This window comes from Polyangiaceae bacterium, from assembly GCA_016715885.1.
In the GTDB taxonomy this organism is placed as follows: Bacteria; Myxococcota_A; Polyangia; order Polyangiales; family Polyangiaceae; genus Polyangium.
This window is the reverse complement of the sequence record JADJXL010000003.1, coordinates 22,457-49,375: the sequence shown is the minus strand read 5'-3', so window position 1 is coordinate 49,375 and position 26,919 is coordinate 22,457. Positions and strand designations below refer to the sequence as shown.

The window sequence follows — 26,919 nt, the reverse complement described above, 5'->3', positions numbered from 1 at the left end:
CGGAGGTAGAGTAAGATGAGCTTTGCAAAACGAGGAACTTGGCTTTTGGCTGCACCGGCACTCGCTGCGCTCGCGCTCGTTGCCGTTGGTTGCGAGGAAGAAAAGGAATGCGTGGGGGCCGAATGCCTCACCGGCGGTTCGTCGAGCAGCAGCAGCTCGGGTGGTGGTTCTGGCGGTGGCGGCGGATCCGGCGGCGGTGCGGCATGTCCGCCGCCCGCAGATGTTCCTGGGGTCGGGCCGCTTGTTGCGGTTAGTACCATTACGTTCTCTCCCGATTTGTCGATGCGCACGGATACGATTCAATTCGCCGACAAACTCACGGTCGATGGCAAAGTCGATGGGGCGCGCACCATCGAGCTTGCCGGGACGAACTCGACCTTGTGGCAGTCGAAGAACAAGGGTGAGATGTTCCTGGCCGAAGCGGACACGGGAACCGTCATCAAATACGGTCTCGGAATGGACGGGACGATTGAAGAAAAGGGCAAGATTGGTTTTGCGGCGTATGGCGTGACGTCGTTCTATTGGACTCTTGTTGCCATGGATACATCGTCGCACGCGTTTTTGTTCGACGAAAAGACATTGCAAGGGTTCATTTGGAATCCGGACTGCATGACGATTACGAGCAACGTCGACCTGACGAGCAAGTTCAATACGATGGACGGTGGAAAGGCTTATACGATTTGGCGTGAGATCCAGACCCTTCAGGTGGGTGGCAAGTTCTTCGCCTCGTTCCATTACTTCGATCCGGCGACGGCGGCGATTTTGCCGCGTTCGGGCATGCTCATCATGGATCCTGCGAAGGACAGCTTCGACGTCGTCGAAATTCAAAATTGCGCAGGTTTGCACAATTCGGTGCTCGGGGAAGACGGCAAGATTTACAGCGGTTCGGGCGTGATTGCCGCGGGCGCGAATTTCCTTGGCGTCCCGGGTTCGATGTGCCTTGCGCGCTTCGATCCGGCGACGATGACGTGGGACGAGACGTACAAGCCCAATGTGCCGCAGCTCGTCGATGGCATGGCCGTGCAATACGTGGGCGGTTTGTTCAAGAATGCAAGTGATCCCAAGGCGCCTACGTATGTTCGTGTCCTCTTGAAGGACCTCGTGCCAGCCAGCATCAAGAACCCGCTCAACGTTGCGGCCGCACCGCTCTGGAAGACGTACAAGCTCGACGATATCGCGAATCCGATGGCGGCGACCGACACGATGATTGCGCCTGCCGGTGGCATCATCTATCCCATCGAAATGGACGGTAAGACGTACGTATCCGATGCGGCGATTCAACAGGGTAAATCGTGGATGATCGATCTTTCCACGGATCCGCCCTCGAAAGCGCTCGAACTGTCCGGCTGGGGGTACTACGCCGTGAAATTCCATTGAGGTGTTCCACAGGCTGCTGCGCGGCGGGCTGCGTCGGTCGGACTTGCTCAGCGTGCGAAGTACGCTTCCGCCGTCCTCCCTAGCATCCCGCCGCTCGCGACGCCTGTGAAACACCTCAGAGAGTCGCTTGTCGAACGCGAATGGGGAGCAGGGGACGGCGAGCCCGGAAAGGCTTCCCCCGAAATTTCATACGCGATATACCCTTGCAGCGGAATCCTTGTTGCATTACGGGGGTTGCCGTGCTGATCCCGAACCTCGATGCGCTTTTCGCGCCGCTCGGCGCGTCCACGTTTTTCGCAGAGTATTACGAAAACCGCCCGTTGCACTTGCGCGCGGAGCATGACGAGCGCCAAGGTTTGCTCTCGCATGACGAACTGCTTCAGGCGCTTGCGGTAGCAAATGCGCTGCCCGCGGACATCGTGTGTTTTCCCGAGCATATGGGCACGACGAAGGCCGAGCTATCAGCGAATCCCGCTCTATTGGCGGAATATCTCGATGCGGGGCATCCTCTCGTATGGAATCGGGCTCGTGGGGTTTCAGCACGCATCGACGCACTGTCGGCGCTTCTAGCGAATGCGTTCGGCGGGCACGTGTGGCCGAACGTGTATGCAACGGGGGCAGCCGGAACACCCTTCGACATGCATTTCGACGCGCATGAAGTGATTGCGATCCACTGTGCAGGTGAAAAAACATGGGACATTTCCAATGTGCGTGTGAATCGACCGATCGAAGCTGTCGAGATGGAATCTGCGATTGCTCGGACATTGCGCACGCGACGGGACGAAGCGGCGCGAAACATTTCGAATACTTTCACGGTTTGTCCTGGGGACCTCGTGTACATTCCACGCGGGCAATTCCATAATGCAAGGACGCTATCCGGGCGATCGCTGCACGTGACATTTGGCATCGAATTGCCGAGCGGGTTCGACTTGGTCAAACGAATTGTTTTGGAAGTCCTGGCGAATCCAGTATTCCGAGAATATGCACCGCCTGTTGCAATGGATCCAGGAGGTCAACGGGCGCTTGCTTGGTATGAGGACGTCGCTTCGCAATTGAAAAAGGTAGGCTCATCCGAGGCGCTGGCATCGACGCGGGAAGAATTGCGGCGCGTGTGGGAGCGCAAATCGAGGGGAGAAGATACGTAGACGTCATGATGCTCGTTACAGGCCCTGTAAAAAATGGCGGGCTTGTTCGAGCACGACCTTGATTTTCGGTACTTCGGCAAGCGCTTTCGGGACGCTCATTCGCAGCGTGCGGTCCCGTCCGACGAGGTCTGGCATTACGGGGACGAGTGTATCTTGGACGAGACTTGGATCCGTTACTTTGGCGTCGGGGACGAGGCCAATGCCCAGGTGCTCCATGCAGCAACGTCGAAGGAAATGAATGTCCGTTGCAATGAGCGCTGGCTGGACGACGAATGTGGCACCTTGGAGCGTTGGCCACACGCACGGATCTTCGAATGGAGCCTGCCAAGCGAGCAATTCGTGGCGACGAAGCTCTTCGAGCGACGTTGGGGTACCGCGCTTGTCGAGGTATTCTTTGCTTGCCACGAGCCATTGCCTGACGCGGAAAACAGCGTAAGAAATATACGGACCCGTTGGCGCGTCGTCGGCGAAATGCACGACGATGTCCACGTCGACGATGGATTCGGACAATGGGTCGCTGCTGAACCTCAAATGAGTTCCCAAACGAGGAAATCGTTCGCGGAATAGTGCCAAAAGAGGTGTCAAGAGATGCGGGGGCAAACCTACCGGCATGATGACGCGCAATGTCCCCGCAGGTTCATTTCCCACTTCGCGCACCGATGCAATGAGTGCGCTCGCTTCCTCGATCATCGTTTTCCCACGATTGCGAAGCACTCGGCCCGCTTCCGTGAGCACCACGCCGGTCGACGTGCTTTCGAGCAGCGGAACGCCTGCGCGCGCTTCGAGCGCACCGACGCGCCTGCGTAGCGTACTGCGAGAAACGCCGAGAGAATCAGCGGCGGCAAGAAAAGAACCGGCGTCCACGACTTTGAGAAATGCCGACAACTCTTCGAGGTCCATGCGTCACTCCAGGCGGTGTTCACAACTTGCGCAGCGGCTGTCCATCTCTGGTCAACGCACGGCACCAAAATAGGCTACAAGATGTCCCGCGCCTCGCGAAAGAAGAAAGCTTACGACAGAGCCGCTTGGGAGACGGAACATGACGCAAAGATGGGGAGATGGTTTCGTAATGAATGGCCGCGCACGTGCGCTACAAATCCTCTTGTGCGTAGCGGCGATTGCTGCATCTGGTTGTACCGAGGAAACACCGACGCCAGGTAGCACCGAGCCGTCCATTTTCGAGAATCCGCCCGAATTAATGCCCAATGCAAGCGGGGCCTACGAGCTGAATTTTGGACCGAGCGAAGTGCTGTTCGAGAGCAAGCGATATTGCTTGCGTGTTTACAATGGCGCCATACCCGGCCCAACGATTCGTGTGCCTGCTGGGAACGATCGCAAAGTGCGCATCGACCTGCACAACAAATTTACGAAATCGGACTATCGGATGGTTGCAGGAGCTTTCAATACATCGAAGCTCGCATGTCACGATTTCAACTTGACGAACCTGCACGGACATGGGCTGCATATTCAGCCGAATCATGCGTCTGCTGATGCCGCCGATCCGTGCACGGGTGAAGGATGTGCGCCCGATTCGCGATACTTCGGAGACAATGTGCTGCACGAAGTCGAGCCCGGAGAATCGGCCAAGTATCGCTGGGATCTCGACGAAGATGGCCATCATCACCCGGGGCTCGATTGGTATCATCCGCACATTCACGGATCGACGGCCATCCAAGTGACCAATGGAGCCGCCGGCGCATTCGTCATCGAGGGCGATATCGACGAGGTTCCTGGAATTGCGAAGGCAAAAGAACGCATCATGATTCTGAGCCAAGTGGCATTCGGGTCGGAGACGACGCGGCCGCTCGCGGATGGTGAATCGTGCAGTGAAGACACGTTATCGATAAACAATTTCGGGGCCACCGAGGAAGAAGGAAAGCCCACGCTCATCAACGGCAAGCTTCGGCCACACGTAAAAACGTCACCGAATCAAATCGAGCGGTTGCGCTTTGTTTATGCCGGAACGCCGGACGAGATCGGAATGAAATTGCATGTGGCGAAAGATGCAAATTGCAATGCCTTCGATCTCGAGCCCATAGAAATCACTCAAATTGCGCGTGATGGTTTGACCTTGCCGCAATTTTACAAGAGCGATACGATGTGGATATCGCCGGGGTATCGTATCGAGGCTGTCGTGAAAATGCCTGCTGAAAAGCAGACGTTGTGCCTCGTCGGGCGGCGCGTTTCGGATCCTTTGGGATCGGTCTTCGCGATATTCGACGTGGATGCGGCGAATGGCGAAGCCACCGAAGTGAACATGCCCGAGGAATCGGCGATTGCGGCGATTGCGAAGCCCACGACGTGGATGGGCATGGTGGACGGGCAGATGCAGCAGGTGAGTTGCGAATCCGTAAAGACGATACATCAAAAAACCGTGTTGCTCGTGCCGACGCCAGGCGAAGAGCCCATGCCTGGCAGTCATGATGGGCTGGGTTCGTGCGATCCTGCGGATCACATGCATGCGCCGGATCCCAATGGTCCTGTTTGCATCTGCCCTGCGCCGAACATCAATTGCCGGTCGTTCGAGGATAGGCGCGCGCGCAAGTATCGCAGCGATCGCGTCATGGAGGTTGGCGCGACGGAGAAGTGGGACGTGCGAGCATTCGATGGGCATCCGTTCCACATTCACATCAATCCGTTCTTGGTTTGTCCGAACACATCGAACAAGGAGCCCAATTTCGCGCATTGGCGTGATACGTTGTGGGTACAGATTGAAGACGGGCCGCAGGAGCTCCTCACGTCGTACAGCAAATTCACCGGGCAATTCGTGCTTCATTGCCACAAGCTCAACCACGAGGACATGGGGATGATGGAGCTCGTCGAGATATGTCCGGCGGGAGATACGGCGTGTTTGTGTCAAGGAACCGATGGGCAGGGCAATTGCATCAGTCAAGCGGGTTGCCAAGCCGACGATTTGCAATGTCAGTTTGCGAAAACGGCGACGGATGCGTTCCCCTTGCCGCCTGCGCCAAATCCGGCGCTGTGCGGGCCCTGAACCATCTCGTGGGGATGACGATTTCACTTGATCCGGCCCAAAGCGGCGCGTAAGCTGCCGTGAAATGAGCACGGCACAATCCAAAACCATCGAATTCTACTTCGACTTCTCGTCTCCCTACAGTTATCTCGCGGCGACCCAACTGCCCGAGATAGCGGCGCGCACGGGCGCAAAAATCGCGTATCGCCCGTTTGTCCTGGCCGCAGTCTTCAAAGCAAGCAGCAATGACATGCCGGCAAAAGTGCCTGCCAAAGGCGCGTACATGCTGAAGGACCTGGAACGCTGGGCCGAGTTTTACGGAGTACGATTCAAGTTTTCGAGCCATTTCCCGGCAAATACCATCAAGGCCATGCGCCTCGTATTGGTGGCGGACGAACAAGGAAAGGCCGAATCCGTGGCGCTCGGAGCATTCCGAGCAATGTGGGCCGAAGATCGCGACCTCAATGACCCCGTGGTGCTCGGAGACATCGCCGAAAAAGCGGGGCTCGATCCGCAGGCAGCGCTTTCTGCAATCGAATCGCAACCCATCAAGGATCGTCTGCGTGCGAATGGCGACGCTGCGATTGCTCGAGGTGCGTTCGGAGCGCCGGCGATGTTCGTTGGTGACGAGCTCTTTTGGGGCAATGATCGACTGAATTTCGTCGAACGAGCGCTGCAGGGGTGAGCTGAGCCCATAGCGATTGGGCGTGCGCGAATGGATCGATTATGAATCCCATTCACGAAAGCGGATTTGCCAGTCTGGTCGTTCTGTTCTTCGCTACCGCGCCTTCGCTGCTCGCGTCCGTCATTGCGCTCGTTCTCGCCAAATATCGACCGAAGGGCGCAGCCATTGCTGCCGGCATTGCCGTCATGCTCGCGGGGCTCGTTTGCGCCTTGGCAGCCGTGACGACTTCCAAGCTGCATGCTCGCGTAGACTACTGGATCAATACCGGTGGTTATGGTCCGCCAGCGGAGATCATGGCCAAGTATGGTCCTGACTGGCACGCGTCTGCTCGATTCACGGCCATGGCTGGCCTTTTGTTTACCGCGTTCCCCTTTGGTCTTTCGGCGCTCGCATATCGCATTGCGCGCGGCAAGGCCGCGTGGAGTCCTCCCGCGCTCGGCATCGTCGTTTTTGCGTCGGTTGCGTGGTTCTGGTGTCTCATCATGAGTATTCTCTGACAGAAGCCAACGCGAGCGGCGCGACGCGTGTTGAATTCCTTTCCTCGATGAGTGGATCGTCGTATATTCTTGGGTCATGCGTTCCCTCGGTTTCGCTTCGCGCGCGTCGATCTTCATGCTTCTTGCGGCTTCCGTGCCCGCTTGCGACGGTTCGGAAAAACAAACCTCGACGGGCAACTCGAGCGGCGGCACGGTCCTCGATCCTTCCGATTTCATCGTCGTGCCGAGGTCGTGTGTCTATTCGTGTCCAGCGGGTACGTGCCCCGAGCATTCGGGGGCGTACGAGTGTCCATCGATTGGAGCTTGGAACGAGATAGGACACGAAGATACTTGCGAAGTGTGGGATGGAAAGTATCCCGCGGCATTGTCTGGTAAATGCGTGGCGACGGCTCCGTCGGGCGAAGCATTGAAGTATGCGGGGCCCGATCCCAGCGATCCAACCCTCACGATCATGCCTGGCGGGCGTCGTCAACGCCCATTCGGCCAATCGTGGGCATTTCGCGAAGCCGACCTTTACGCGGGCATGACGTCCAATGTCTTGGCCATTTCGGGGACGACGTTCGTGGCGACCGTCGATTCCGGGTATGGCGATCATGCCATTCGACTGGTCGATACGGCAAAAATGGGGCAGGGCGATCCTGTCGTGTCGCTCGTGAAGTATCCCAAGCCGAACACGCTTAATTGGGGAATGGCATTTGCTGCGCCCGATCGCGTGTATGTTGCATCGGCGGACGGCAAAGTCATTGCACTCACGGTGGATACGGTGAGCGGCACGATTCTGCCTTCCGATACATTGGCGGTTGCATTGCCGCCCAGCACCAATTCCACGGGCAAACCCGTTGGTTGGTATACTTCGGGTGTTGCCGTATCGCCGGATGGAAAGCGCCTCGCGGTATCGCCCGTATGGGAAAAGAATTTGCTCATTTACGACGTGGATCCTGCGAGTCCCGCATATGGCAGCAAGCTCGGTGAAGTGGTGCTTCCCGACAACGAGACATTTGGTGTCTATTTCGATCCGCTCGATACGATGGGCGAACGTGCGTATGTTTCGATGTGGGCCAATCGTGAAGTGGTCGAAGTCGATCTTACGACGGTAACGTCTCCGGTCATCAAACGGACGTTTGCGACGGGCAAGGATCCGCAGGGCATTGCGTTCCTCGACGAACGCTGGATGGTCGTTGCCGATGATCTTGCTGATACTCTGTCCATCGTCGATCGAATATCTGGAACCGTGACGGGCGTGCCCATTGAAACGGAAAATTCCGCGCACGGACATGAACCATCGATGCTTGCGTACGACAAGCAAGCGAAACGTTTGTACGTTACGCTGTCCGGCGTTGGCGCCATTGCAGCATATGCAGTCGATTTGACAAAAGCTCCACCATCGCTTATGGCCGAAGGCAAGCTGCCTACGCAGTGGTGGCCGAGCGGTATCGTCGTTCTTGGTGATGGGACGGTGGCGGTTTCGAGCTTGCGAGGTGAAGGACGGGGCGCATTGGACACTCCGTATTCGCTCGACGCGGGAACGCATGGAGATGCTTACATCGGATTGCATGGTGGCATTCAAGTTTTTCCAAAGCCATCGATTGCCGATCTTTCCGCGGGTGACAATGATGTGCGTCTGAAAACCGACGTAGGGTCATTGCCGGGGTATCCCAAAGTCGATTGTCCGGCGGGCGTCATGGACTTTCCCGTGCCGCCGACGAATACGGCGGGCCCATCACCCGTCATTGATCACGTATTCGTGATCGTGCGAGAAAACAAGTCTTATGACGCGGTATTTGGTGACATGCCCAATACGAATGCTAAAGCCGAGCTCACGTTGAAGGCATCTTCGGCGGACATGGACAGCATTTGGCAAAATCTGCGTAAGCTTGCGAAAGATTTTGCATTTTCCGACAATTATTATACGGCCGCCGAGATCTCGAGCGTCGGGCACGTATGGACCACCTACGGCCGAAGCAATGATTACACCGAGCGCATTTGGGCCATGGCGGCATATGGTCGATCGGCGCGGCCCGGTGATGTGCAAAATGGCGGCGTCGTGGATGTGGGACGTCCCGAGGAAGGGTCGATGTTCGATTGGCTCGGCACTGCGGGTCTCACGTATGACGTTCTCGGTGAAGGCGTTGGAGTTCCCACGGTGTACGTCGATGGGCATCCGCCGAATGATTTGAAATATCCCGGGGGATTCCTCGTGGACATCGGATATCCGGACATTGAAAAAGCGTGCTACACGGCGGCTCGATTGCGCGTTCGTTGTGATTTGGGGCAAGTCGTATACATGACGTTGCCGAATGATCACACGCTTGGTTTGTCGCCGACGAAGCCGGATCCGGAGACCATGTGCGCCGTCAATGATGAAGCAACGGGGCTCATCGTTTCAGCCATAACGAAGAGCCCGATATGGAAGCGGTCGCTCATCATCATTACCGAAGATGATCCGGCGCAGGGTGGAGATCACGTGGATGCGCATCGCACGGTATTCGTCGTCGTTTCACCGTGGGTTCGTCGCGGGTACGTGAGTAAAACCCATATCGATGTCCCATCGATCCACAAGCTGATGGCTCACGTATTTGGTTTGCCCTATCCAAACGTGCAGGTGCAGAATGCAGGTTTACCGCTCGACATGTTCACGTCGACGCCGGACTATACGCCATTCGAATACATGCCGCGAACGTGGCCGGCGGCTTGCGGCGAGGCTGCGACGAAAATGGAGCAGAAGCTCACGGAGCAGTGGAACATTGAGGATGTAGATCAGTCTCCGGGGCTGGATCAGCAGGTGATGCGTTGGATGCGGGGCAAGCAGCTCACGGAATTGCCAAAGGAAAAGGGAGCGGAAAAGTCGCAGGACCCGTAAACGGTGTTTTTTTGTCGTGTTCACGCGCCGCGAAGGCGCCTCGTTGCCGCGCTCTGTTTCGAAGACCCAGTCGCGTTCGTGAGCGCAGAACTGTGCCAAATCTTTGCCTCCACACGTGCGTCATGGCATCTTCGCTCGTTCCCAAAGCGCCCCGCGCCTCCTTATGACCTCTTCGTCAAGCATTTCTGCGAAAATTGCGCGATTCGTGCCGGCTTTCGCCTCATTACGGTCGTACGGGTGGAGCTCCGCGCGGCAGGATATCGTCGCAGGACTCACGGTTGCCACGGTCGCGGTTCCGCAAGCCATGGCTTACGCGTTGATTGCCGGCTTACCTCCAGAGTACGGTTTGTATACGGCAATCGTGATGACTGCGGTCGGCGCGCTCTTCGATTCGTCGAAACAATTGATCAATGGTCCCACGAACGCCATTTCCATTGCCCTGCTCAGCGCCATCGGGACGATAGCCGACCCACAAATGAAACTGCAAGCGGCCGTTTTGCTAGCGTTTCTCGTCGGATCCATTCAAATCATCATTTCACTGCTCCGCCTTGGAGACCTCACACGCTACATCTCGAGCTCCGTCATCGTCGGTTTTACCGCGGGCGCCAGCGTGCTGCTCGTTTTGGATCAGCTCAAAAATCTGTTTGGTTTCGCGGCAGTTGGTGCTGCCCATGACCACTTTCTGGAGCGCGTCTACGGAAGCCTCACGCGCGGTGGTTCAATCCATTGGCCTACCGTATACGTCGGTTTTGGCACCATCGCATTGATGCTCATCCTGGGTTACATCAAGCGAAAAATCAATTGGAAGTTGTTCCCCGAATTGCTTTTTGGGGTCGTCATCGCTGCCGGGCTTTCATTTTGGCTTGATTTGCAATCGTCCGGAGTGGCGATCATCGGCGCCATTCCTGCCAAGCTTCCGTCCCTTCACGCGCCAAACTTCAATCCTGAAATGATGCGCGATTTGTCTTCGAGCGCCTTGGCCATTGCGCTCCTGGGATTGCTCGAAGCCGTTGCCATGGCAAAAGCCATTGCCGCAGAAACGCACCAAAAGCTCGACCTCAATCAACAATGCCTCAGTGAAGGCGTCGCAAACGTCGCCGGCAGCTTGTTTTCGTGTTTCCCAGGCTCGGGATCGCTCACGCGATCGGCCATCAACCAACAAGCAGGCGCAGCTTCGCAATGGTCGGGGGTGATCTCCGCCTTCGCGGTCGCCGTCATCATGCTCGTATTCGCGCCGTATGCGATGTTCATTCCCCGCGCAGCACTTGCCGGGATTCTCATCGTCACCGCGGCGCGGATGATTAAAATCGACACGATTGCGCGTCACGCCCGCGCGACTCGATTCGATGCCGTGCTCGTCGCCGTCACGGCTCTTGCCGCGATCGTCGTGTCCGTCGAGTTCTGCGTGCTCATTGGGGTCATCCTGTCATTTTTGCTCGTGGTTCCTCGCATTGGAAAAATGCATCTGACCGAATTCGTGGTTGCTCCACAAGGGCACGTGCACGAGCGGCTGCCCCACGATGAAGTCGTTTGTCCGGGTATTCTCATTTTTGGCTTGGAGGGCGAGATGTTTTTCGGCTCGTCCACGAGCCTGGAAGAGCATTTGCAAACCATCGAAGGCCGGATCGACGCGCAAACGGAAGTCGTCATCCTGCGGTTGAAACGGGCACGCAATCCCGATGCGGTGGGTCTCGGTATTCTGGATGCCTTCATCAAACGAATTCGTGCGCGTAACGTTCACGTGCTCGTTTGCGGCGTACGCAGCGATTTCGCCACGGCGCTCGAAAAGACAGGTATCGATGAACATCTCGAAAGCGACGCGATTTTCCTCGAACAACCCGTGCGACAAACGAGCACCATGCTTGCGCTGGAACACGCGCATCGTTTGCTCGTAGCGTCGCGGCACGAGTGCCCTTTCCGGATGCAACCGGTACGACCGTCGGAGCCAGCTCAATTGCCGGAGCATTCGCTCGACTTCGAGGTTTGAAGAGCGGCAAACGTTTAGGGTTGGAATTCGCCAGAGCACAGCACGACGAGCGTTGCATCCTTCGCAGGTTCGGCTTTACCTACGAGGCGAATGCGGCGTCGTTCGTTCTCGGGGCACGTCGCGACGTGGATCGGATTGCCAATGGCCGGCTCGGTGGTCGCGTCGATATAACAATATCCATCGACACTTTCTCCGGACGGCGTGACCGGTGTGTCCGAAATGTCGTTTTGGCAAATGGCCAGGTCCTCTCCGACGAGCTGCGGGATTTCGCAAAAACAATCCCAATTGGATCCGGGTGAGCGCTGTTTGGCGAGCTCGATGGCACTCTGATGCGAAGGATCGACGGGCAAACGCGCATTGGTCGGATCACACGGCGGACAAGCTCCGCCCGTCTGCTTCGCCTCGATGAGCAAGCAACTCACGTTGCCTTTGTCATCACGGTCGAGCGTTCTCGGCAAGCATGGGCCACTGATTTTCGTCTTGAGCTGGTCAATGAGCGCCCCGATGGCCGCACGATAACCATAGTTTGCCAAGTCGCGATCGGCCACTTGTTGGGGACAAACCGACGCCACGATTCCCTGATCGCCGAGACCTCGCAAGACACTCAATTGACGTAAACCGGGATATGCTTTGGCCTTGACGAGCTGCTGCGGCACGTTGGGATCGCATAGCGGATTGTCCGAACCGCTCGAAAAGCATTCGCACGTCGTATCGCCGGCGCACGATGTCGGCTGGGGCAAGTCGAAAATGCAGGCGTATTGCAAATCATCGCCCTGCGTCGTCCATTCGTGCCCATTGATGGAATTACCGAGCGGCGTTCCGGGAGTCACGTCCGTTTGTTCACCCGTAATCGGGTTGGTCCCTGTGCGCGGATCCGTCGATTCGCGCATCAATGGATCGAGCGGAGGCTGGTTCTCCGCAGGAATGCCCAAAATCACGTCCCACGTTCCGTCGTTTTCCATGTCGGTGGATGTTTTGAAGCCTTTGCCCAAATCTTTGGGATCTCGGGCAACGTCTTGCCACGGCACGCCGACGATGCCGGCGAGAAATACCATGCCGGACGTTCGCGGCGACACGAGGCCTGCTTTGGGATTTGCCTCGGGAAAGAGCGGATTGTTGACGAGGTTCCCGCTGCGATCGGCAATCTTCGGCTCCGAAAACGCCTTGACGTAGCGATCCGTGGGCTGAAGAAAATCGATTCCGAATCGGCGCTTTTGATCGAAGCAGCGCAGATTGACCGGATCCTCCTCGTCATTGAGCAAGATGAGGCTTCCTTGGCCATCGACGCATGTTGGATCGGTAGGACAACCCGCGGGCGCATTCACACCGCAGCTCGTGCAACAAGGATCGTTTGGGTTTTCAGCACATATCGCGCGCGGCCGCGGCAATCTGTCCGAATGGGCCGCGCGGTAATACGACCCGCCGTCGCGAATGGAGCAATCATTCTCGTCGGAGAGCATGAGAATCGCCACGAGCGAATCCGGCCGCAAAAATGCCGCCCTTTGCGCCAAGAGATCGTCGTCCACGCCAATCCGCTTCGCGACGTTGTTCACGACCTCGATCGTTGCATGAGGCTCGGGGTCGACGAGAAAGCGATAAATGCTCTCCAATTGCGATTCATAACCGCAACCCTTCTGTCCGGCACCTTGAACCATCTCCGCAAGCGCGGGGACGAGACCCGGCATTGCACCATCGAGCGTTCCGAGCTGACTTTCCCCGGGCGGGTCGAGCTCTTGCATGGGATCCCACGCCAAAAAGCCCTTGTTTTGATAGGTTGAAGCCGAGTTTTCCGGGGAGCACGTATCTTCGCGCGCAACGAGCCTGCCGTGATCGTTTTTTGAAATCGGCCCGCCGCACGTCGGATCCTGCACGACATCCGGACATCGATTACCACCATGCCCGCCGAGACTCGACGAAACGATGCCAATATGAATGTCGAGCACCGGAGCGAATTCCCTCCGAGAACCGACTGGGCAATTTTGCTCGGGACCTGCCGGCTGCTTGTTATTCGGAAGAGCATTGCCTTGCTCGTCGATGCAACGTGGATTGACCAAGCTTTCGACGAGATCCGGCACCGCGAGCGCGAGGATTTGCTGTTTGTCCGCCATGGATGCCGAATTGTCGATTGCCAACAGAAGATCGATTTTGCTGATTCCGCTGTTGGGAACGATTTCAGCAATGGTCGCCGTTATGCGCGGCTCATTGAGTCCAATGGGCCGATCGAGACATCCAACGACGGTTATTCCGGATACAGTTATTGCAGAAGCTGCGGCGAACGCGCCCGGAAGACCTAGACGAAAATTTCGGCTTCTCATGTGAGCTCCTTTTCAATTGCGGAAGGTTCAAGACACAACGTATCAGTGACGTTGTGAAATTCCTCCGTGGCAAGAACGTTGCCAATCCGTTATGCGTGTGAATTTCCAAATTTGTCGAAATTTTGCGCCAACTCGGTTGGCAAAGTTACGCCACGTCAGGCAATTCTGGTGGCGACGGGCGGTTGCGCAAAAATCCTCCAAACCAGTGTCGATTTGGTTTACCGTCTTGGGCGATGGCCAAATCCAGGGTGGGACTCTGCGCGGCGTGCGGCGAGATATTCGATGCTACGCAGCGGTGTCCGAAGTGCGGGGCAGCTTTTGCGAAAACGACGGCGGATATCGAGGCTTGGGAGACCAAGCGAATCGTGCGTCGTGTCGATGCGTGGAAAAGTGAAGGGCTGATTGACGCGCGGGTTGCCGAGCGGATTGTGCAACGCATTGAAAAGGGCAGTCCGCTCGATGCCGAGGCGCCGGAAGCGGCGGCTCCTACGCAAGACGACGTGGCAAAGGAGCGTGCTCATCCGGTCGAGCAAGGCGCGGATGCGCTCATTGGAGGCGTATCAGGATTTTGGCGGGAAGCAGGGGCGCGTTATGCGGCAATGGTCGGGGCAATCGATGCCAAAGGGGCGCACGTGGAGCACGAAGCGGCGCCGATTTCATCGCGTAGGGCCGATGAAGGCATTGATGCAGGGCGAGCCGTGTTTGCGCGAGGGCAGGGGGTGATAACGCCGGGAATCGAATCGCTCGGAGAGCTCGATGCCGACGAAGCGCCGGGGGTTACCAAACCGCTTGGTGCATTGCAAGTGTTTTGGTTCATCGGAACGTTGCTCGTATTGAGCGGCTCGCTCATGGGCGTGCGTGAGGCGTGGCGCACGCTCGAGGGTGCGTGGAGGCCGCTTGCGATTGCGGGAGCGCTTTTTGGGTATCACGCGGCATTCGTGGTGCTGGCGCGTTTTCTGGCTCGACGCTCGGCCGTGACGGGCAGGGTTTTGGGGGGCATTGCGGCGGGGCTTTTGCCCGTGGTGATGGTGGCGGCGGCCGTTGCGCGAGGAATGTCGCCCGATTTGGGGTTTGTCGCGGGCGCTGCATTGATTGTCGCGTCGACGATTTCGCTCGTATTCACGGGGCCGGTTTTCGCCAAAGGCGCAGGTCTCGGGCTCGCGGCGGGGCTCGTGCCGAGTTTCGCGGTCGAGTTATTGCTTGGGGGGCCGAACGTATCCGAGGGGCAGCGCCTCGAGTGGCCTCTATTGACGCTCGTTCCCGTATTCGCAGCGGCGATCCTTTCGCGCGGGGCTTCGAGCGCCGCCGGGCAATCGCGCGGGGCGGCGGCGGTTGCTGCTTCCGTTTATGGCGCCATTTCCGTCGGCATATTCGCATTTTTCGGCGGCCCAGGACAACCGGTCATCGACGTATCCACATTCGGCGCTCCCGCGCTCGGGGCGATTGCGTGGACGACCGGAATGGGCACCGCCATTTGGCTTGCAACGCGGAGCGCGGGTGAACCTCGAGGTTTGGTGGCGCTCGTTCCGCGCGCAACGTCGGTGCTATCGATTGTTGCGCTGGCGCTCGTCTTGGGAGCTGCGCTTGCCGGCACCGTGGCCGCGTTTTCCGTCACGCGATCATTCCTATTGACGACGGATGCATTTGCGTGGATTCCGACCATTGCCGCATCGGTCGCCGTGCTGCTGCTCTGCTACGAAGCTTCGCATCGTCCTAGCGCAATCCATCTCGCCGTGCCTCTTGGGTTTGTCGCGGTGGCGCTTGGCGTGCATGTGTGGTTCGGAAGTGAACCACCATTCTCCATTGCAATGACGGCTGTCGTGCCTGGAGCGCTCTTCGTGTTCGCTCCATTCACCAAAGCGCCGCGGCGTGTATTGGTCGGTTGGGCGACCGTGACGAGCCTGGGCGTGACGCTGATGACGCTCATCAGCGAATATGCGCGTCAAAATTCACTGGGTTTGGCGGGAATTGCTCCGTGCATGGTGACGGTGACGGTCGCTTCTGGACTCGCGCTTGCGGCGCATTTCGGCGGACGACCCACGCGGCCGTTTCCACACTACATTGGAGCGCTCTTGGCGCTCGTTGCGGTGCTCGCGTATTTCGCGGCGAGTCAGCCGGAGCCATTTCTGCATTGGTTGTGCTTTGGTCTCATTGCATTGGCGATCGTGTATGGCGTTCTGGCGCTTCCGTATGGGTGGCTTGCGGCTCGCACGGACGCTCGACCTTTCGATGACATTTCCTTACTTTCGGCCATATGCTTGGCGTGGTTGTCGATTCTTTTCGTTCCAGCCGTGCCGACGATGCCGGCAGTCCGCTCGGACTTTCACAATGCGCTCTTTCAAGCGATTCCGGCGCTTGCAGCAGTGGCGATATTGATGCTGCGCTCGATGCGTGATGAAAGTTTGGTTCTCACGCTTCACGCCGGGCTTGCATTCGCGGCGGCGGTCGACATCGTTGCGGGGCAAGATGCACCTCCGGCGTTTTTTGCGGGCCTCGTGGCGCTCGTGCTGCTCATTCCAGCGGCGCTACGTGCACCCAAACCGGAGGGATCATCGAATTTCGGTCGATCCGTTTTCGGGTTCATTCCGTTGCCGTTTGGCGCGCGCGGCCGAACGCTGCTCGATGGATTTGCGCTTGCAGGGCTTTTGCTCGCCTTTCGCTCTGTATCCGGGGCCATTTTGTGGATTTTGTCCATTGCAGATGGCGAAATCGACACGAATCGCCCATTCGTGTTGTTCGGGCTCTTTGCGGTGATTGCGGTGGCATTTCATGCGTTTTCGACGCGTGCGCTGAACGTGATCGGAGCTCGAGGCAATGTCGTGACGCTGGGCCTCATGGGGCTCGTCATTGTTTGCACGGCGCTGGCGAATCGAATAGGCAGGCCGCTGCCCCCGGCGATTGTTGCGCGAAACCTGACCATCGTCGCAATCGTCGTGTGGATCGTCGCGCGACTTCTGGTGCGGTTCGGACCTCGATTGTCGCGAGCACTCGAAAGGCCATCGCACGGCGACCGATACCATTACGTAGCGCATGCGGGCGTCGTGGCGCTCGCGCTGCTTTTGTCGATTGATGCGTACGTCGTCGGGGTGCCTCTCATTTCGCGAGCCTTGGCCATCGTTCCCCCGCTCTTTCTGCTCGGCTCCGCCATTGCCTTTTTCCTGCTCTACCGGTCATCGAAATGGGCACCGTTCGTTCATGCGGCATTCGCTTCGGTCCTCGGTTTTTCGGCGCTCGTCGGAGCGCAGCGGGCCATTCTCGGACCTGATCTCACCCCGCTCGTTCCACCCGGAAGTCGCTGGGTGCTCAGCGCAGTGGCGGATCGAGCTCGTTTCGGGTGGATGGAGCCGACACTGTTTCTCTTGCCAAACGACAGCGAAGTTCTGCAACGCATTCGCGCGCTCGTTGGGGCATCGCTGTTCGTACTCGCTTGCGCCGGCTTGCTCGTTGCATTGACGCGATCGGCCGCGGTCAACCAATTCGTCACGGGTCGTCTCTTGGACGCGAGCGACGAAGCGGATGCGAAGGAGGTCAAGACGGCCATCGAGGTATGGGCGGGCATTGGTGCGGTCCTCTTGGCATTGCAATTGACGACATGGCCTGCAATGCTTCCGTCGCTCGTATTGGTCGCGGCAGGAGCGCTCGCGGTGCTTGCGCGAAGTGTGCTTTTGAGGACGGCGCTGCCCGCAATTGGGGCGTCGCTTCTCGTGCATGCGGCGGCGCATATGGGGCAGGCGATTCCCAATTGGGGCGGGCCCTCGATGGCAGTATTGTCACTGTGCGCCATTGTGTGGGGAATTCATCTGTCGCGACGTCGCAACTACGACGTCAACGTCCTCATGGGCACGCAAGCAATCGCGCTGTCGCTCGCGGGCGTTTCCGTCGCCTATTCGCTCGCCGTGGGATCGCCCGCGAGTCAATCCGATGCGGGCGTGATGCTGCTCGTCAATGCCCTTTCGGCGCTCGATGGATCATGGGCGCAATCGTTTTCGCTCGCCGTTTCGCTTTCTATCATTGCGGTCGGCACATCGCTCGGCGCGTGGAGCTATCGCTCGGGATTGGCGACCATCTCGTCGGTCGTCCCGCCGCTCGTCCTGGCGGCTGCGGCAATTTGTGGAGCCTCGGCGCTCGTATACACCACGCCGACCGACCTCTTCCCGCGTATCGTCACGCGAGACGGAGCGCTCGCGGGCGCATTTATTGCCATTGCAATGCTTGCGGCGCATGCAGCGGCCGTCGGTCTCTCGATTCGAAAACATGAACACGCGCGGCAAGGGACGGTCGTCGGGCGCGATATCGCCCTCGTCATGGGCGTGTGCATCCTGATGCTGTACGTTCTTTCGCCCGAACCGGGAGGACTCTCGCCCTCGAAGTGGGGCCTCGTGGCCATTGTTTTGCCGCTCGTCGTATGTATCGATTCGATTGCTCGATTCGGCACGGCGCGGCACGTATATCTAGCGCAATCGCTCGTCGTGGCAATGTATGCATTTTTGACGCAATCGATGGATCTGCGCCCTGAAGTCGATGCGCTCTTGGGATTGGCGTACGGTTTTACGCTGCTTGGCGTTGCGGTCGTCGCTCGCCGGAAAAAGCTCACGACGGTGGCGGATGCGACGCGTCGATTCGTCATGATTCTGCCCGTTTTCGTGGCGCTTTTCACCATGGAGGACTCGACGAACACGGCGGCGCTTTTTGCCCTGGGATCGAGTTTTCTTTATGGAACGATTGCAGTTGCCGAACGAAGTCGCATCTTTGGTTCTTTGGCAGCCATCGCGTGCAATGTCGCGCTGGTCGTCTTTGCATTGGCGCAAGGGCTCGACGGGATTGAAGTTTATGTGGGGCCGCTCGGGCTCCTCGTGATGGCATTGGCGCAGATTTTTGCGTCGAAGCTCGATCCCGCCGTACGAACGGCCTTGCGCGTCGTCGGAGGCGTGCTGCTCTACGTGCCGTCGGGGCTCAAACTCGCGCTCCGGCTCGGAGCTGCGGAAGAGCCGACGTATTCGGTCATTTTCGGCGTCGTGTGTTTGCTTGGCGTGGGGGTCGGGGTGGTGCTTCGTGTTCGGGCCTATTTGGCGCTCGCAACGCTGGCGCTCACGCTCGATGTGGTCGCCAACTTGGTTCATGCAGGCTTGCGCGATCATCGTCTGGGGTTTGTCCTGCTATCGGTCTCGGGACTTTTGATTTTGGGCCTCATGATCGCCATCACGTTATTCAAGGATCGAGCGTGGGCGCTCGTTGCACGATTCCGCGGAAGGCTTCGAGGCTGGGAGTGATCATCCCCGGCCTCTCGTATGCGCATACCATCTGCACAATTCGATTGCATCGCGCGCGCTGCTCGTGTAAGTGAGCAAATCATGACGCTTCGTTTCCTTGGCCTTTCGAGCTACGCCATTGTGTTGGGCATCGCGCTTACCGCGTGCGGAATGGCAACTCCGCCGACGGACACGAAGACCGCCGCTATCCCGCCGCCGGATCCGACCGCCAGCACGAACGCGACCGATAACCCGCTTCCACCCCCAGATGTCGTCGATGAAAAGGCGAAAGACAAAGCGCCGCCTGTCGAATCCCCCATCGCCGAACGCAAGGATGCGATGCGCGACGAGGCGAAAGAAGAGATCGCCGCCGATGTTGTCCTGGGTCTGCTGGGGGCTCCCATTACAACCGCCGAAGGTGGAGCTCCACCGCCGCCACATGGTTTCGGTGTCGCTGGCCCTGCCAATTCCTCGAGCCGCTCCGCCGCCGGCACGACGAGCACCGGAACGGTCAACGCCGCAACCGAAGTGCGCGGATCGCTCGACAAGGAAGAAATCCGCCGCGTCGTCCGGCGTCACCTCAACGAAATCAAGTTCTGCTACGAGCAGGGGTTGACTCGAAGACCCGACCTCGAAGGCAGACTCGTCGTCAAATTCACCATTGGCAAGACCGGCTCCGTGGTGAGTGCAATCATCCAAGATTCCACGCTGGGCGACCGCCAAGTGGAGCAATGCATTGCGAGTGCAGTAATGCGATGGGTCTTCCCAAAACCTGCCGGAGAAGGCCTGGTCGTCATTTCGTACCCGTTCGTGCTCAAGCCCGGGAGCTGACACGTCCACGCCGACGCGTACATCGTCACCACCGCAATCTCCGTTTTTCGTATCGTTCATGCGTCGAGCGGTGGTAAATGTCCCGATCGCGCCATTCGTTCGCGCTCATAGGATTGCCATGACCACCTTCATCTTCACGCAAGCCGACGGTTCGTCTCGGACCGTCCACGGTTACAAGTACGTTCCTCCCAAAGCCGCCGCCAAACGCTACACTGTCGGTAGCGCTCGAGTTTCGCGGCTCCCCGCCAAGGTCGACCTGCGCCCTTTCATGACGCCCGTCGAGAACCAAGGCGACACCAATAGCTGCGCCGCCAACGCCACCGCGGGTGCTTACGAGTTCCTCGTCAAACGGCACCTTGGCGAAGACGCGTACGACGTCAGCCGCCTGTTCATCTATTACAACGCGCGCAGCGTCGAGGATCCTGACAACATCGAGGACGAAGGCACCGTCCTCCAAGCCGTCATCGAAAGCTTGAAGATGCACGGCGCTTGTTCCGAGGAAACCTGGGCGTTCGATCCCGAAGCCGTCAACGAAGAGCCGTCCGAAGAGGCATACGACGAAGCCCGGCAGTTTCTCATCGAGGACACCGAGCTCGTCCCGACCGACCTTCATGCGTGGAAAACGGCGCTCGCCGAGGGCCACCCGATCATCTTCGGCGTAAAACTTTTCGGCTCCTTCGACAAACACAAGAAAGCAGGACTCGTCCCCGTGCCGTCGGTCTCGGAAGCCGGGCGCGAAAGTCACGGCGGACACGCGATGCTCTGTGTCGGTTATTCGGACCCGGACCAAGTCTTCATCGTCCGAAATTCCTGGGGACCCGAATGGGGCGACAAAGGTTACTGCTACATCCCCTATAGGTACTTAATGAACCACGAATATAACTTTGGCGATTCGTGGATCATCAAGCGCATTGACGTGCTTCCGCCTGACGAGGAGACGTGGGCGGACGATGAGGAGTCGCTGCTCGAGGACGTATCGGGAGTGCTTGCGAGCATGGACGATGAAACGTACATGGAGCTGCTCGATCGTATGGGAGACGTGCCGCTCGAGGTGCGTTTGGCGTTGCTTTTCTTATGCGCGGCGGGGGCGGACGGGGAGATTTCGGATGAGGAGCTGAGTTCGGCGGCGGAGCATTTGGCGCCGGTGCTCGAACAGCTTGGGTCGAATCAGCGTCCGGAGCGCGTATTGCGCAATGCACTGCGACAGCTCGACAACGACGGCATCATCGACGAGACGGTTGACATATTGGGCGAGACGTTTTCGCAGGAAGTGCTCGCGTCGATTGCCGGGGAGCTCGAGGACATCGCGGGGGCGGACGACGTTGCGGAGGAAGAAGTAGCGTTCGTGGATGCGATCATCGAGCGGTGGCAGATTGAGCCGAGCGAGGGCGACGAGGAAGACGCGGAGGACGAGGAGGAAGAGGAAGAGGAGGACGAATAGAAGGTGCCGAAGCGACTGAGCGGATCGCTTGGATCGAGTCGCACCACATGCAGTGCCTTTCTACCTCTTTGGCGGCAGTTTATGGGTGTCGACACGTGACATTCCGAAGCTGCCAACGTTGAAGTCGCTGGCCCCCGCCACCGCTGACTTGTGCAAATTCGATGCGCCGGTCATTGATGCCATGACATCCTGTTCAACCCGGATACCCAGAGGTCCAAACTCTGGTAATCCCTGCTGGTTGCGGAATGCGCTCATGCAGTCCACTCTGCCATAGGAGCGAGCAATAATGAATTTCTCGATGTCGTTGATGCGCTTTTGCTCATCAGGGCCATGATCGCCGATTGCGATAATGAATCCGATGTCGTCAGGAGGAATGCTAACATCGATGCGACCGAGCGCCTTTTCGTACTTTCCGATGATATCCCTTTCTTTAACATTTGTCAGATTGAGAGGAAAGCTGTGGTGCCATCGCCCATTCATCCACGACAAAGGGGATTCGTATTCCCGAAGGCCGGCAACCGTATAGCGGATCCGCACTCTACTACTGGCGGCACTTCCCATTGTGGAGATGAGTTGTTCGCCGAAAATTGATAGTTGATGAGCGAGCTTTGGGACCTGATGAGAGAGCTCGTCCAATTTTTGGACGCCAGGAACCCGCAAATTGAGAACATTGATAAGCTCGGCAAAGTGAGCTTGTGGGTCGCTGGTTACGCCTACTCTCAACGGGGCCCACATCAGCAAGCTTCCGTATCCCTCGGGGACGGGAAAGATATGGTCCAGACCAAATGAAAGATGTAACGTTTGGGCGCGTGAGTGAGTGCTTTGACGAATCGAACCCAAAACGGCGTTAATATCGCTGCGTACATGAGCGAGAAAATTTGGTACTTTTCTAGGATTCCATGCGAACCGGATTTGACGGCCATCCCAGTGGATCAGCGCAACAGTCACTCTTTCATCCCCCACGGGATTGCAGAGTAGCTGCAACAATCTGAATTCAACCCTTTGCGACTGCACGGCGCGCCTCCTCGAGTATACTTACCGCGTTCATGCGACGTGTCGCAATAAATCTAATAAAATCGTCCTTCCACCCGACACGCTCGCCTGCCCAATTTCGGTCCAACTCGTCGGGCCACTTGGCCACCATGGCCTGAATCTCTTGGTCTGTTAACCTCTCGATCGCCTGCAAAACCTCCTGCCAGGCTGGCGAGTCCAAGTGCTGTCCAGCGAGGTTTGCGGCGATATGCTGCGCCATGTCATCCTGGTCGGCTGATAGCGTATAATCCGGCGCGCATCCACTTTCGTCGGGCACGTTTATCTTGAAGAAGGCACGCTCGTGGTCGATTGGCACAACTCTTTGGCAGTAGAGTAGCGCATTGGGATTATCGGGCTTTCTGTCATGATGCCAAATAAGAGCATCAATGGCGAAGAGTGCAATTGCGTCTCGTATCGTTTGGCGCGTTTGCTTTTGCGACGGGGCAAGTGTCTGTCCGTCCACACGCGGAGCGCTGACGTACGCGGAACAGAATGCCAGCTTGCCACGGTCTTTGTCGTAAATGTTGGCCACGCGCTGACCAAGGTGCGAATCGTCGGTAGAAGGCGGGTCAACCGGTATCCTCACAAGTCCTACTGCTGGCGTGGAAAGCCCGACGAGTGCACACAGGTCTGTTCCGGCAAGCTCTCGTAAAATATCGATTCCGCCGTGGCGCATCTTGCATTGGGCCTTCATGACCCAAAGACCTGCAGGTCTACCGTCATGCTCTAACTGAAATAGGATTGGGTTGGTCGAACCCTGGTCAAGAATGCTGTGTGGTGTCCCGACGGATAGCGATAGCGGCATCGCGCCAACTACATGAAAACTCGGAGACTGCGGGTTGTTTGCTACCATCGACAGGTCCGCTCGTCGCAGGGAGCGGTAATGTACGCACAGTTTGACCAGCGCCGCAAGAGCGAAAAGTCTGGTGGTCATTGAGGGAGGAACGGTGCTTCCTTTGATGATAGCTTCAAAGTGCCCCGATCCCCACCTGCACCGCGCAGCCCACCATGCCTAGACACCCGCAACCTCAACTGCGCCGCGCAGAACCCCAGCAATGTAAGCTTGATCTTGTTCTGCACCGATCAGTCGACCCTCGACACCTCCTCCGAGGCGCTCCGCACGACGCAGCTCCACAATTTTCTTGCCCCCGCTCCCACCCATCGTGTACCGTCCACCACGTACGCCAACTTTCCGCCGAATCATCGGCCGGCACTCCATAGCGCCCGTCGAGCGAACTCACCCCCCATACACGTCGTCCTGCTCGATTCGCGACAACACCCAATCAAATACGCTCGCCTCGACCAGCGCCCCGCAATGCCCGCATTTCTCCGTCATCTCCACCGGAAGCGGCGCTCCGCACGCAAGACACCCCGCCTTCCCATCCGCGTGCCTCCGCGACGCGCTGCGCACCAGCGTCCAATACTCCGTATACGCCCGCTCCTTCTTCCGATTGCCGCCCACCACTTCGCCACTACCTTGGCGAATCGTGTAATCGAGACCCGTGGCGTGCACGCGCACCGTAATGGCCTGATACCACTTGTCATGACTGACCCGCACCAGCTCGATGTTCGTGATGCGCGCGTTTTCCGTAATGTTGCGTAAACCCTGCTGCCGATACGCCTCGATCCAATAAATCTGCGCGTTCCAAAGCCTATCCGTCAAGCACGGGCGCGCCCTTTGCCATTCGAGCGAGCTCCATGCGTGCTGCATCGTATTGAAAATCAGTTGCACGCGGCGGTCGACGACTTCACGTGTAAACGTCGGATCTACCCGCAAAAGCTCTTCCTGCCGCTGTCGCAATTCAGGATCGAAGACCGTGGGGCTCGACGTCCCCTGTTCCTCCGTCGTGCCCGTCAGCATCGGCCCGCGCGTTTCACGCGACACGATTCGAATGCTCTCCACCACCCAATCGAATTGACCCGAATCGACCGCTTGTGAGCAATACATGCAGCGACCGTGCACCGTCCTTTCGAGCGGCGCACCGCAATTCGGACAAACCAATGTGCGAGCCTTCGCCGGGGGCCTCGAACGCGTCCCCATCGCCCGCGCGAGCGTCCAGCGCTCGCATGCGTAATACGCCTGCGACTGACCGCTCGGCACCATCTCCGTGTAATTGCTCTCGATCTCCACGGTGATGCGATGCATTCGCGCATGGTTGTCCCATTGAAAAGAATACGGTCGCATGGCGCCCACGATCACGGACGATACGGGCGTACGCGCCAATGACGCGAGCGTTTGGCGCGCACCCGGTCGAAGATACGGCGAATATCGCTCGAGCACCTGCGAGCCCCGCGCGACGTGCGCTTCGGTATAGAGCGCCGCGAGAAAGTCCTCGAAGATGACGACGGAGAAATCGGGATCCGCGCGGCGAATCGATTCCATTTGCTTTCGCACGACGGCAGGATTGGGCGCGTCTTCCTCGGGCGTTGCAATGGTTTGGGATCCGGAGGACGACCACGCTTGATCCGCCCCCGACTTCTTTGTCACGCGCGATATCACAAACCCGACGAGCGCCAATGGTGCAGCGAAAATCGTTGCCACCGTCGCAAACATTCCAGCGCCGAAAATGAAACCGAAAGCCTTCGATCCAGCAGATTCGACGTCCTTTCCCATGGGAATGGCGGGACGTGGATCCGGCGCCGGGTATACCGATTCGGCAGGCGACGCAGCCACGCGAGCATGCCTTTTCCCGCTGGTTTCGCGCACGGCCCATACGGGCTCGTAATGGGTTGCGGCAACGGACGAACCCGAGCTGGAACGCGTGGAGCTGCTCGAGGAGCTCGAACGACTGCTGCTCGACGAGCTCGAAGACCGGTAGCTACTGCCGCTCGATGAACGGCTGCTTCCGCTGCTCGACGAGCGAAAACTGCTTCCCCCGCTCGGGCGCGAGCTGCTTTTGAAGGAGCTTCCGCCGCCGGGGCGCGCGGAGGATTCGCTCTCCGAGAGAATGCATGCCGAGGATGCAAGCAGGCCGAGACACCAAGTTCGTCGTTTCATGACACGTTCACCTCGTCAGCAAGCTCGTTGGTATCGTCGATGCGAGGGGGTAGGGTGCTGGCAAGCCATTGTCCGAATTCACGAACGGCTTTTTCGAAGGCGTCGATGTCGCCGCCTTCGGCGATGGCGCGTTCGATGTTTGCGATTGCGGCGGCGGGTTGTCCATCGCCTTCGCGGCGTACGATGCCGATGTCGACGACGACTTCGGCGCGTTTTTCGAATGTGCTCACGTAAATGAGAATGCCGGTGCGATCGCGCGTGCAGGATATGTTTTGATCGACGAAAACTTCGCGCGCGGCGGATCGAACGGCAGCGGCGCGCGTCGTTTTGGGCGTGAAAAGTCGCCTGATCGCGGGAACTCGAGCGCAGAATGCCAACCCTGCGAAAAAGAGAAGGGCAATGGAGGGCGGCGCGAGGTCATCGGTGAATTCGATGGGTGCATACACATACGTGCACAAGCCCAGGAGGGCCATGATGGCGCCGAAGATCAAATCGGCTGCGCGGTAGTTGCCCGATTGAGGGCGCATGGTCACGACGATTTCGGCCGAGCTTTTGGATTCGACGTCGCGCACGAGCGCTTCGATTCGGCGCTTGGTCGATTCTTCGTGCCACTTGATCGTTGCCATTCAGTTCCCCACCGTGAACGAAGGGACCCATTTATGGGCGGCCGTAGTGAATGCGAATCGTATTTTGTTGGCGAAGTCGTTGGCGAGCGTCGCTGAATTGTCGGAAGCCGTGCCGACATCGATGGTCGGGCTGCTCTCCGCGACAAATCGGAAACCTCCGAGATGGCTGGCATTCTTCATATCGAATACGAGGACTTCCGCGCTGAGATAACCGCCGTCGAACACTTTGCATGGCTTGGCCGCGCTCGCGCCGGCATCGGCTGGTGGCGGTGCACCTGCGTCGCGTGTTTCGTCGGACGATGGTTTGGGGCAGCCACCGAACGAATTACGCGTGACCGATGGCCCGCTATACTCGATGGATCGAATGACGAATACGTACCGAACGACTTCGCAATGTTTGAGGTGGTTATCGGCGGAGTACCAGGGCACTTCATCGGGTACGGTTCCGAGGATGGGATTGTACGGTGCGCGGCGGTTGGCGAGAAGCGCGGCGCAGCGATTCATGGATCCGCTGCCGGCGATGCGATAGGGAATATTGCCCAAAGCGATTGGGTCTTCGAGGTCTTCGAGGTATTCGATGGCCACGTTGGCGTGTTCGTCGACATCGAAGACACCTATTTTGGGTGCGGGGCCGTTGATGGTGACACCGTCGACGGTAACTCGCGGGGCCGCTTTGGCTGCCGTGCGGATGGCTGCGAACTTGGCGAGCTGAGGTTCCACGGCGGCTTTGTGTTCGGTGAGGACATCGCGGAGGTCTTTGGAGCAGCCGAAGGCAGGTAAAAGCGCAAGGATCCACGAGTAGCGGCGCGCCGTGCGAAGCGACATGGGGCCATGATATGGCGCATGGCGCTCGGAGAGCAAGGAAATTCCTGGGTCGGGCAAGGGGAATGCCCCTCTCAGGG

Annotated in this window: 18 protein-coding genes; 10 read left to right on the top strand and 8 right to left on the bottom strand. The window is 58.3% G+C overall.

The window, feature by feature from the left end; translation table 11 throughout:
• The first annotated feature begins 15 nt into the window (after window positions 1–15).
• Both IPM54_06740 and IPM54_06735 read left to right on the top strand, forming a co-directional pair.
• Complete coding sequence (locus tag IPM54_06740) at window positions 16–1,377, top strand: hypothetical protein (protein ID MBK9259520.1); 1,362 nt, start codon at window positions 16–18, stop codon at window positions 1,375–1,377.
• 239 nt (window positions 1,378–1,616) lie between these two features.
• On the top strand, window positions 1,617–2,522 hold the full coding sequence (locus tag IPM54_06735; protein ID MBK9259519.1) for a hypothetical protein: 906 nt from the start codon (window positions 1,617–1,619) through the stop codon (window positions 2,520–2,522).
• A gap of 15 nt (window positions 2,523–2,537) precedes the next feature.
• On the opposite strand, the gene IPM54_06730 is transcribed toward IPM54_06735, so the two are convergent.
• On the bottom strand, window positions 2,538–3,422 hold the full coding sequence (locus IPM54_06730; protein ID MBK9259518.1) for a LysR family transcriptional regulator: 885 nt from the start codon (window positions 3,420–3,422) through the stop codon (window positions 2,538–2,540).
• Between the two features lie 169 nt (window positions 3,423–3,591).
• Between IPM54_06730 and IPM54_06725 the strand changes: the two genes are divergently transcribed.
• From IPM54_06725 to IPM54_06705, 5 genes are all read left to right on the top strand, one after another.
• Window positions 3,592–5,517, top strand: coding sequence for a multicopper oxidase domain-containing protein (locus IPM54_06725; protein MBK9259517.1), 1,926 nt, complete (start codon window positions 3,592–3,594; stop codon window positions 5,515–5,517).
• 64 nt (window positions 5,518–5,581) lie between these two features.
• Complete coding sequence (locus IPM54_06720) at window positions 5,582–6,181, top strand: 2-hydroxychromene-2-carboxylate isomerase (GenBank protein ID MBK9259516.1); 600 nt, start codon at window positions 5,582–5,584, stop codon at window positions 6,179–6,181.
• 41 nt (window positions 6,182–6,222) lie between these two features.
• A complete protein-coding gene (locus IPM54_06715) occupies window positions 6,223–6,678 on the top strand; it encodes a hypothetical protein (GenBank protein ID MBK9259515.1) in 456 nt (151 codons plus the stop codon).
• 76 nt (window positions 6,679–6,754) lie between these two features.
• Window positions 6,755–9,538, top strand: a complete 2,784-nt coding sequence (locus tag IPM54_06710) for a bifunctional YncE family protein/alkaline phosphatase family protein (GenBank protein MBK9259514.1) — start codon at window positions 6,755–6,757, stop codon at window positions 9,536–9,538.
• Window positions 9,539–9,743: 205 nt separating this feature from the next.
• Window positions 9,744–11,525 carry a SulP family inorganic anion transporter gene (locus IPM54_06705; GenBank protein ID MBK9259513.1) on the top strand — a complete coding sequence of 594 codons (1,782 nt, stop codon included), beginning with the start codon at window positions 9,744–9,746 and terminating at the stop codon, window positions 11,523–11,525.
• A 14-nt stretch (window positions 11,526–11,539) separates the two neighbouring features.
• Here the strand turns inward: IPM54_06705 and IPM54_06700 are convergent, their stop codons facing one another.
• Complete coding sequence (locus IPM54_06700; protein ID MBK9259512.1) at window positions 11,540–13,783, bottom strand: hypothetical protein; 2,244 nt, start codon at window positions 13,781–13,783, stop codon at window positions 11,540–11,542.
• 290 nt (window positions 13,784–14,073) lie between these two features.
• On the opposite strand from IPM54_06700, the gene IPM54_06695 reads away from it, so the two are divergent.
• From IPM54_06695 to IPM54_06685, 3 genes are all read left to right on the top strand, one after another.
• Window positions 14,074–19,110: a hypothetical protein gene (locus IPM54_06695; protein ID MBK9259511.1), complete on the top strand. Its 5,037-nt coding sequence runs from the start codon at window positions 14,074–14,076 to the stop codon at window positions 19,108–19,110.
• An 81-nt stretch (window positions 19,111–19,191) separates the two neighbouring features.
• Window positions 19,192–19,920 carry an AgmX/PglI C-terminal domain-containing protein gene (locus IPM54_06690; GenBank protein MBK9259510.1) on the top strand — a complete coding sequence of 243 codons (729 nt, stop codon included), beginning with the start codon at window positions 19,192–19,194 and terminating at the stop codon, window positions 19,918–19,920.
• Window positions 19,921–20,038: 118 nt separating this feature from the next.
• Entirely contained in the window at window positions 20,039–21,361 is a 1,323-nt protein-coding gene (locus IPM54_06685; GenBank protein ID MBK9259509.1) for a peptidase C1, read from the top strand.
• Window positions 21,362–21,421: 60 nt separating this feature from the next.
• Here IPM54_06685 and IPM54_06680 read toward each other — a convergent pair whose 3' ends face one another.
• The 6 genes from IPM54_06680 to IPM54_06655 all read right to left on the bottom strand — a co-directional run bounded on the left by IPM54_06680 (window position 21,422) and on the right by IPM54_06655 (window position 26,842).
• A complete protein-coding gene (locus tag IPM54_06680; protein ID MBK9259508.1) occupies window positions 21,422–22,375 on the bottom strand; it encodes a hypothetical protein in 954 nt (317 codons plus the stop codon).
• Window positions 22,356–23,327 (bottom strand): hypothetical protein, encoded by a 972-nt coding sequence (locus IPM54_06675; protein ID MBK9259507.1) that lies wholly within the window; start codon window positions 23,325–23,327, stop codon window positions 22,356–22,358. The genes IPM54_06680 and IPM54_06675 overlap by 20 nt, the downstream gene beginning before the upstream one ends.
• A 78-nt stretch (window positions 23,328–23,405) precedes the next feature.
• Complete coding sequence (locus IPM54_06670; protein MBK9259506.1) at window positions 23,406–23,597, bottom strand: hypothetical protein; 192 nt, start codon at window positions 23,595–23,597, stop codon at window positions 23,406–23,408.
• Between the two features lie 33 nt (window positions 23,598–23,630).
• Complete coding sequence (locus IPM54_06665) at window positions 23,631–25,391, bottom strand: TIM44-like domain-containing protein (protein MBK9259505.1); 1,761 nt, start codon at window positions 25,389–25,391, stop codon at window positions 23,631–23,633.
• Window positions 25,388–26,017 (bottom strand): hypothetical protein, encoded by a 630-nt coding sequence (locus tag IPM54_06660; protein MBK9259504.1) that lies wholly within the window; start codon window positions 26,015–26,017, stop codon window positions 25,388–25,390. Before IPM54_06660 ends, IPM54_06665 begins: the two co-directional genes overlap by 4 nt.
• Window positions 26,018–26,842: a hypothetical protein gene (locus tag IPM54_06655; protein MBK9259503.1), complete on the bottom strand. Its 825-nt coding sequence runs from the start codon at window positions 26,840–26,842 to the stop codon at window positions 26,018–26,020. It abuts the gene before it with no gap.
• Between the last annotated feature and the right edge of the window lie 77 nt (window positions 26,843–26,919).

Bases quoted from the DNA above. Each gene is read 5' to 3' on its own strand.
- IPM54_06740 (MBK9259520.1), top strand. From the start codon at position 16: ATGAGCTTTGCAAAACGAGGAACTTGGCTTTTGGCTGCACCGGCACTC.
- IPM54_06730 (MBK9259518.1), bottom strand. From the start codon at position 3,422: ATGGACCTCGAAGAGTTGTCGGCATTTCTCAAAGTCGTGGACGCCGGT.
- IPM54_06725 (MBK9259517.1), top strand. From the start codon at position 3,592: ATGAATGGCCGCGCACGTGCGCTACAAATCCTCTTGTGCGTAGCGGCG.
- IPM54_06720 (MBK9259516.1), top strand. From the start codon at position 5,582: ATGAGCACGGCACAATCCAAAACCATCGAATTCTACTTCGACTTCTCG.
- IPM54_06715 (MBK9259515.1), top strand. From the start codon at position 6,223: ATGAATCCCATTCACGAAAGCGGATTTGCCAGTCTGGTCGTTCTGTTC.
- IPM54_06710 (MBK9259514.1), top strand. From the start codon at position 6,755: ATGCGTTCCCTCGGTTTCGCTTCGCGCGCGTCGATCTTCATGCTTCTT.
- IPM54_06695 (MBK9259511.1), top strand. From the start codon at position 14,074: ATGGCCAAATCCAGGGTGGGACTCTGCGCGGCGTGCGGCGAGATATTC.
- IPM54_06690 (MBK9259510.1), top strand. From the start codon at position 19,192: ATGACGCTTCGTTTCCTTGGCCTTTCGAGCTACGCCATTGTGTTGGGC.
- IPM54_06685 (MBK9259509.1), top strand. From the start codon at position 20,039: ATGACCACCTTCATCTTCACGCAAGCCGACGGTTCGTCTCGGACCGTC.
- IPM54_06675 (MBK9259507.1), bottom strand. From the start codon at position 23,327: ATGACCACCAGACTTTTCGCTCTTGCGGCGCTGGTCAAACTGTGCGTA.
- IPM54_06670 (MBK9259506.1), bottom strand. From the start codon at position 23,597: ATGATTCGGCGGAAAGTTGGCGTACGTGGTGGACGGTACACGATGGGT.
- IPM54_06665 (MBK9259505.1), bottom strand. From the start codon at position 25,391: ATGAAACGACGAACTTGGTGTCTCGGCCTGCTTGCATCCTCGGCATGC.
- IPM54_06660 (MBK9259504.1), bottom strand. From the start codon at position 26,017: ATGGCAACGATCAAGTGGCACGAAGAATCGACCAAGCGCCGAATCGAA.
- IPM54_06655 (MBK9259503.1), bottom strand. From the start codon at position 26,842: ATGTCGCTTCGCACGGCGCGCCGCTACTCGTGGATCCTTGCGCTTTTA.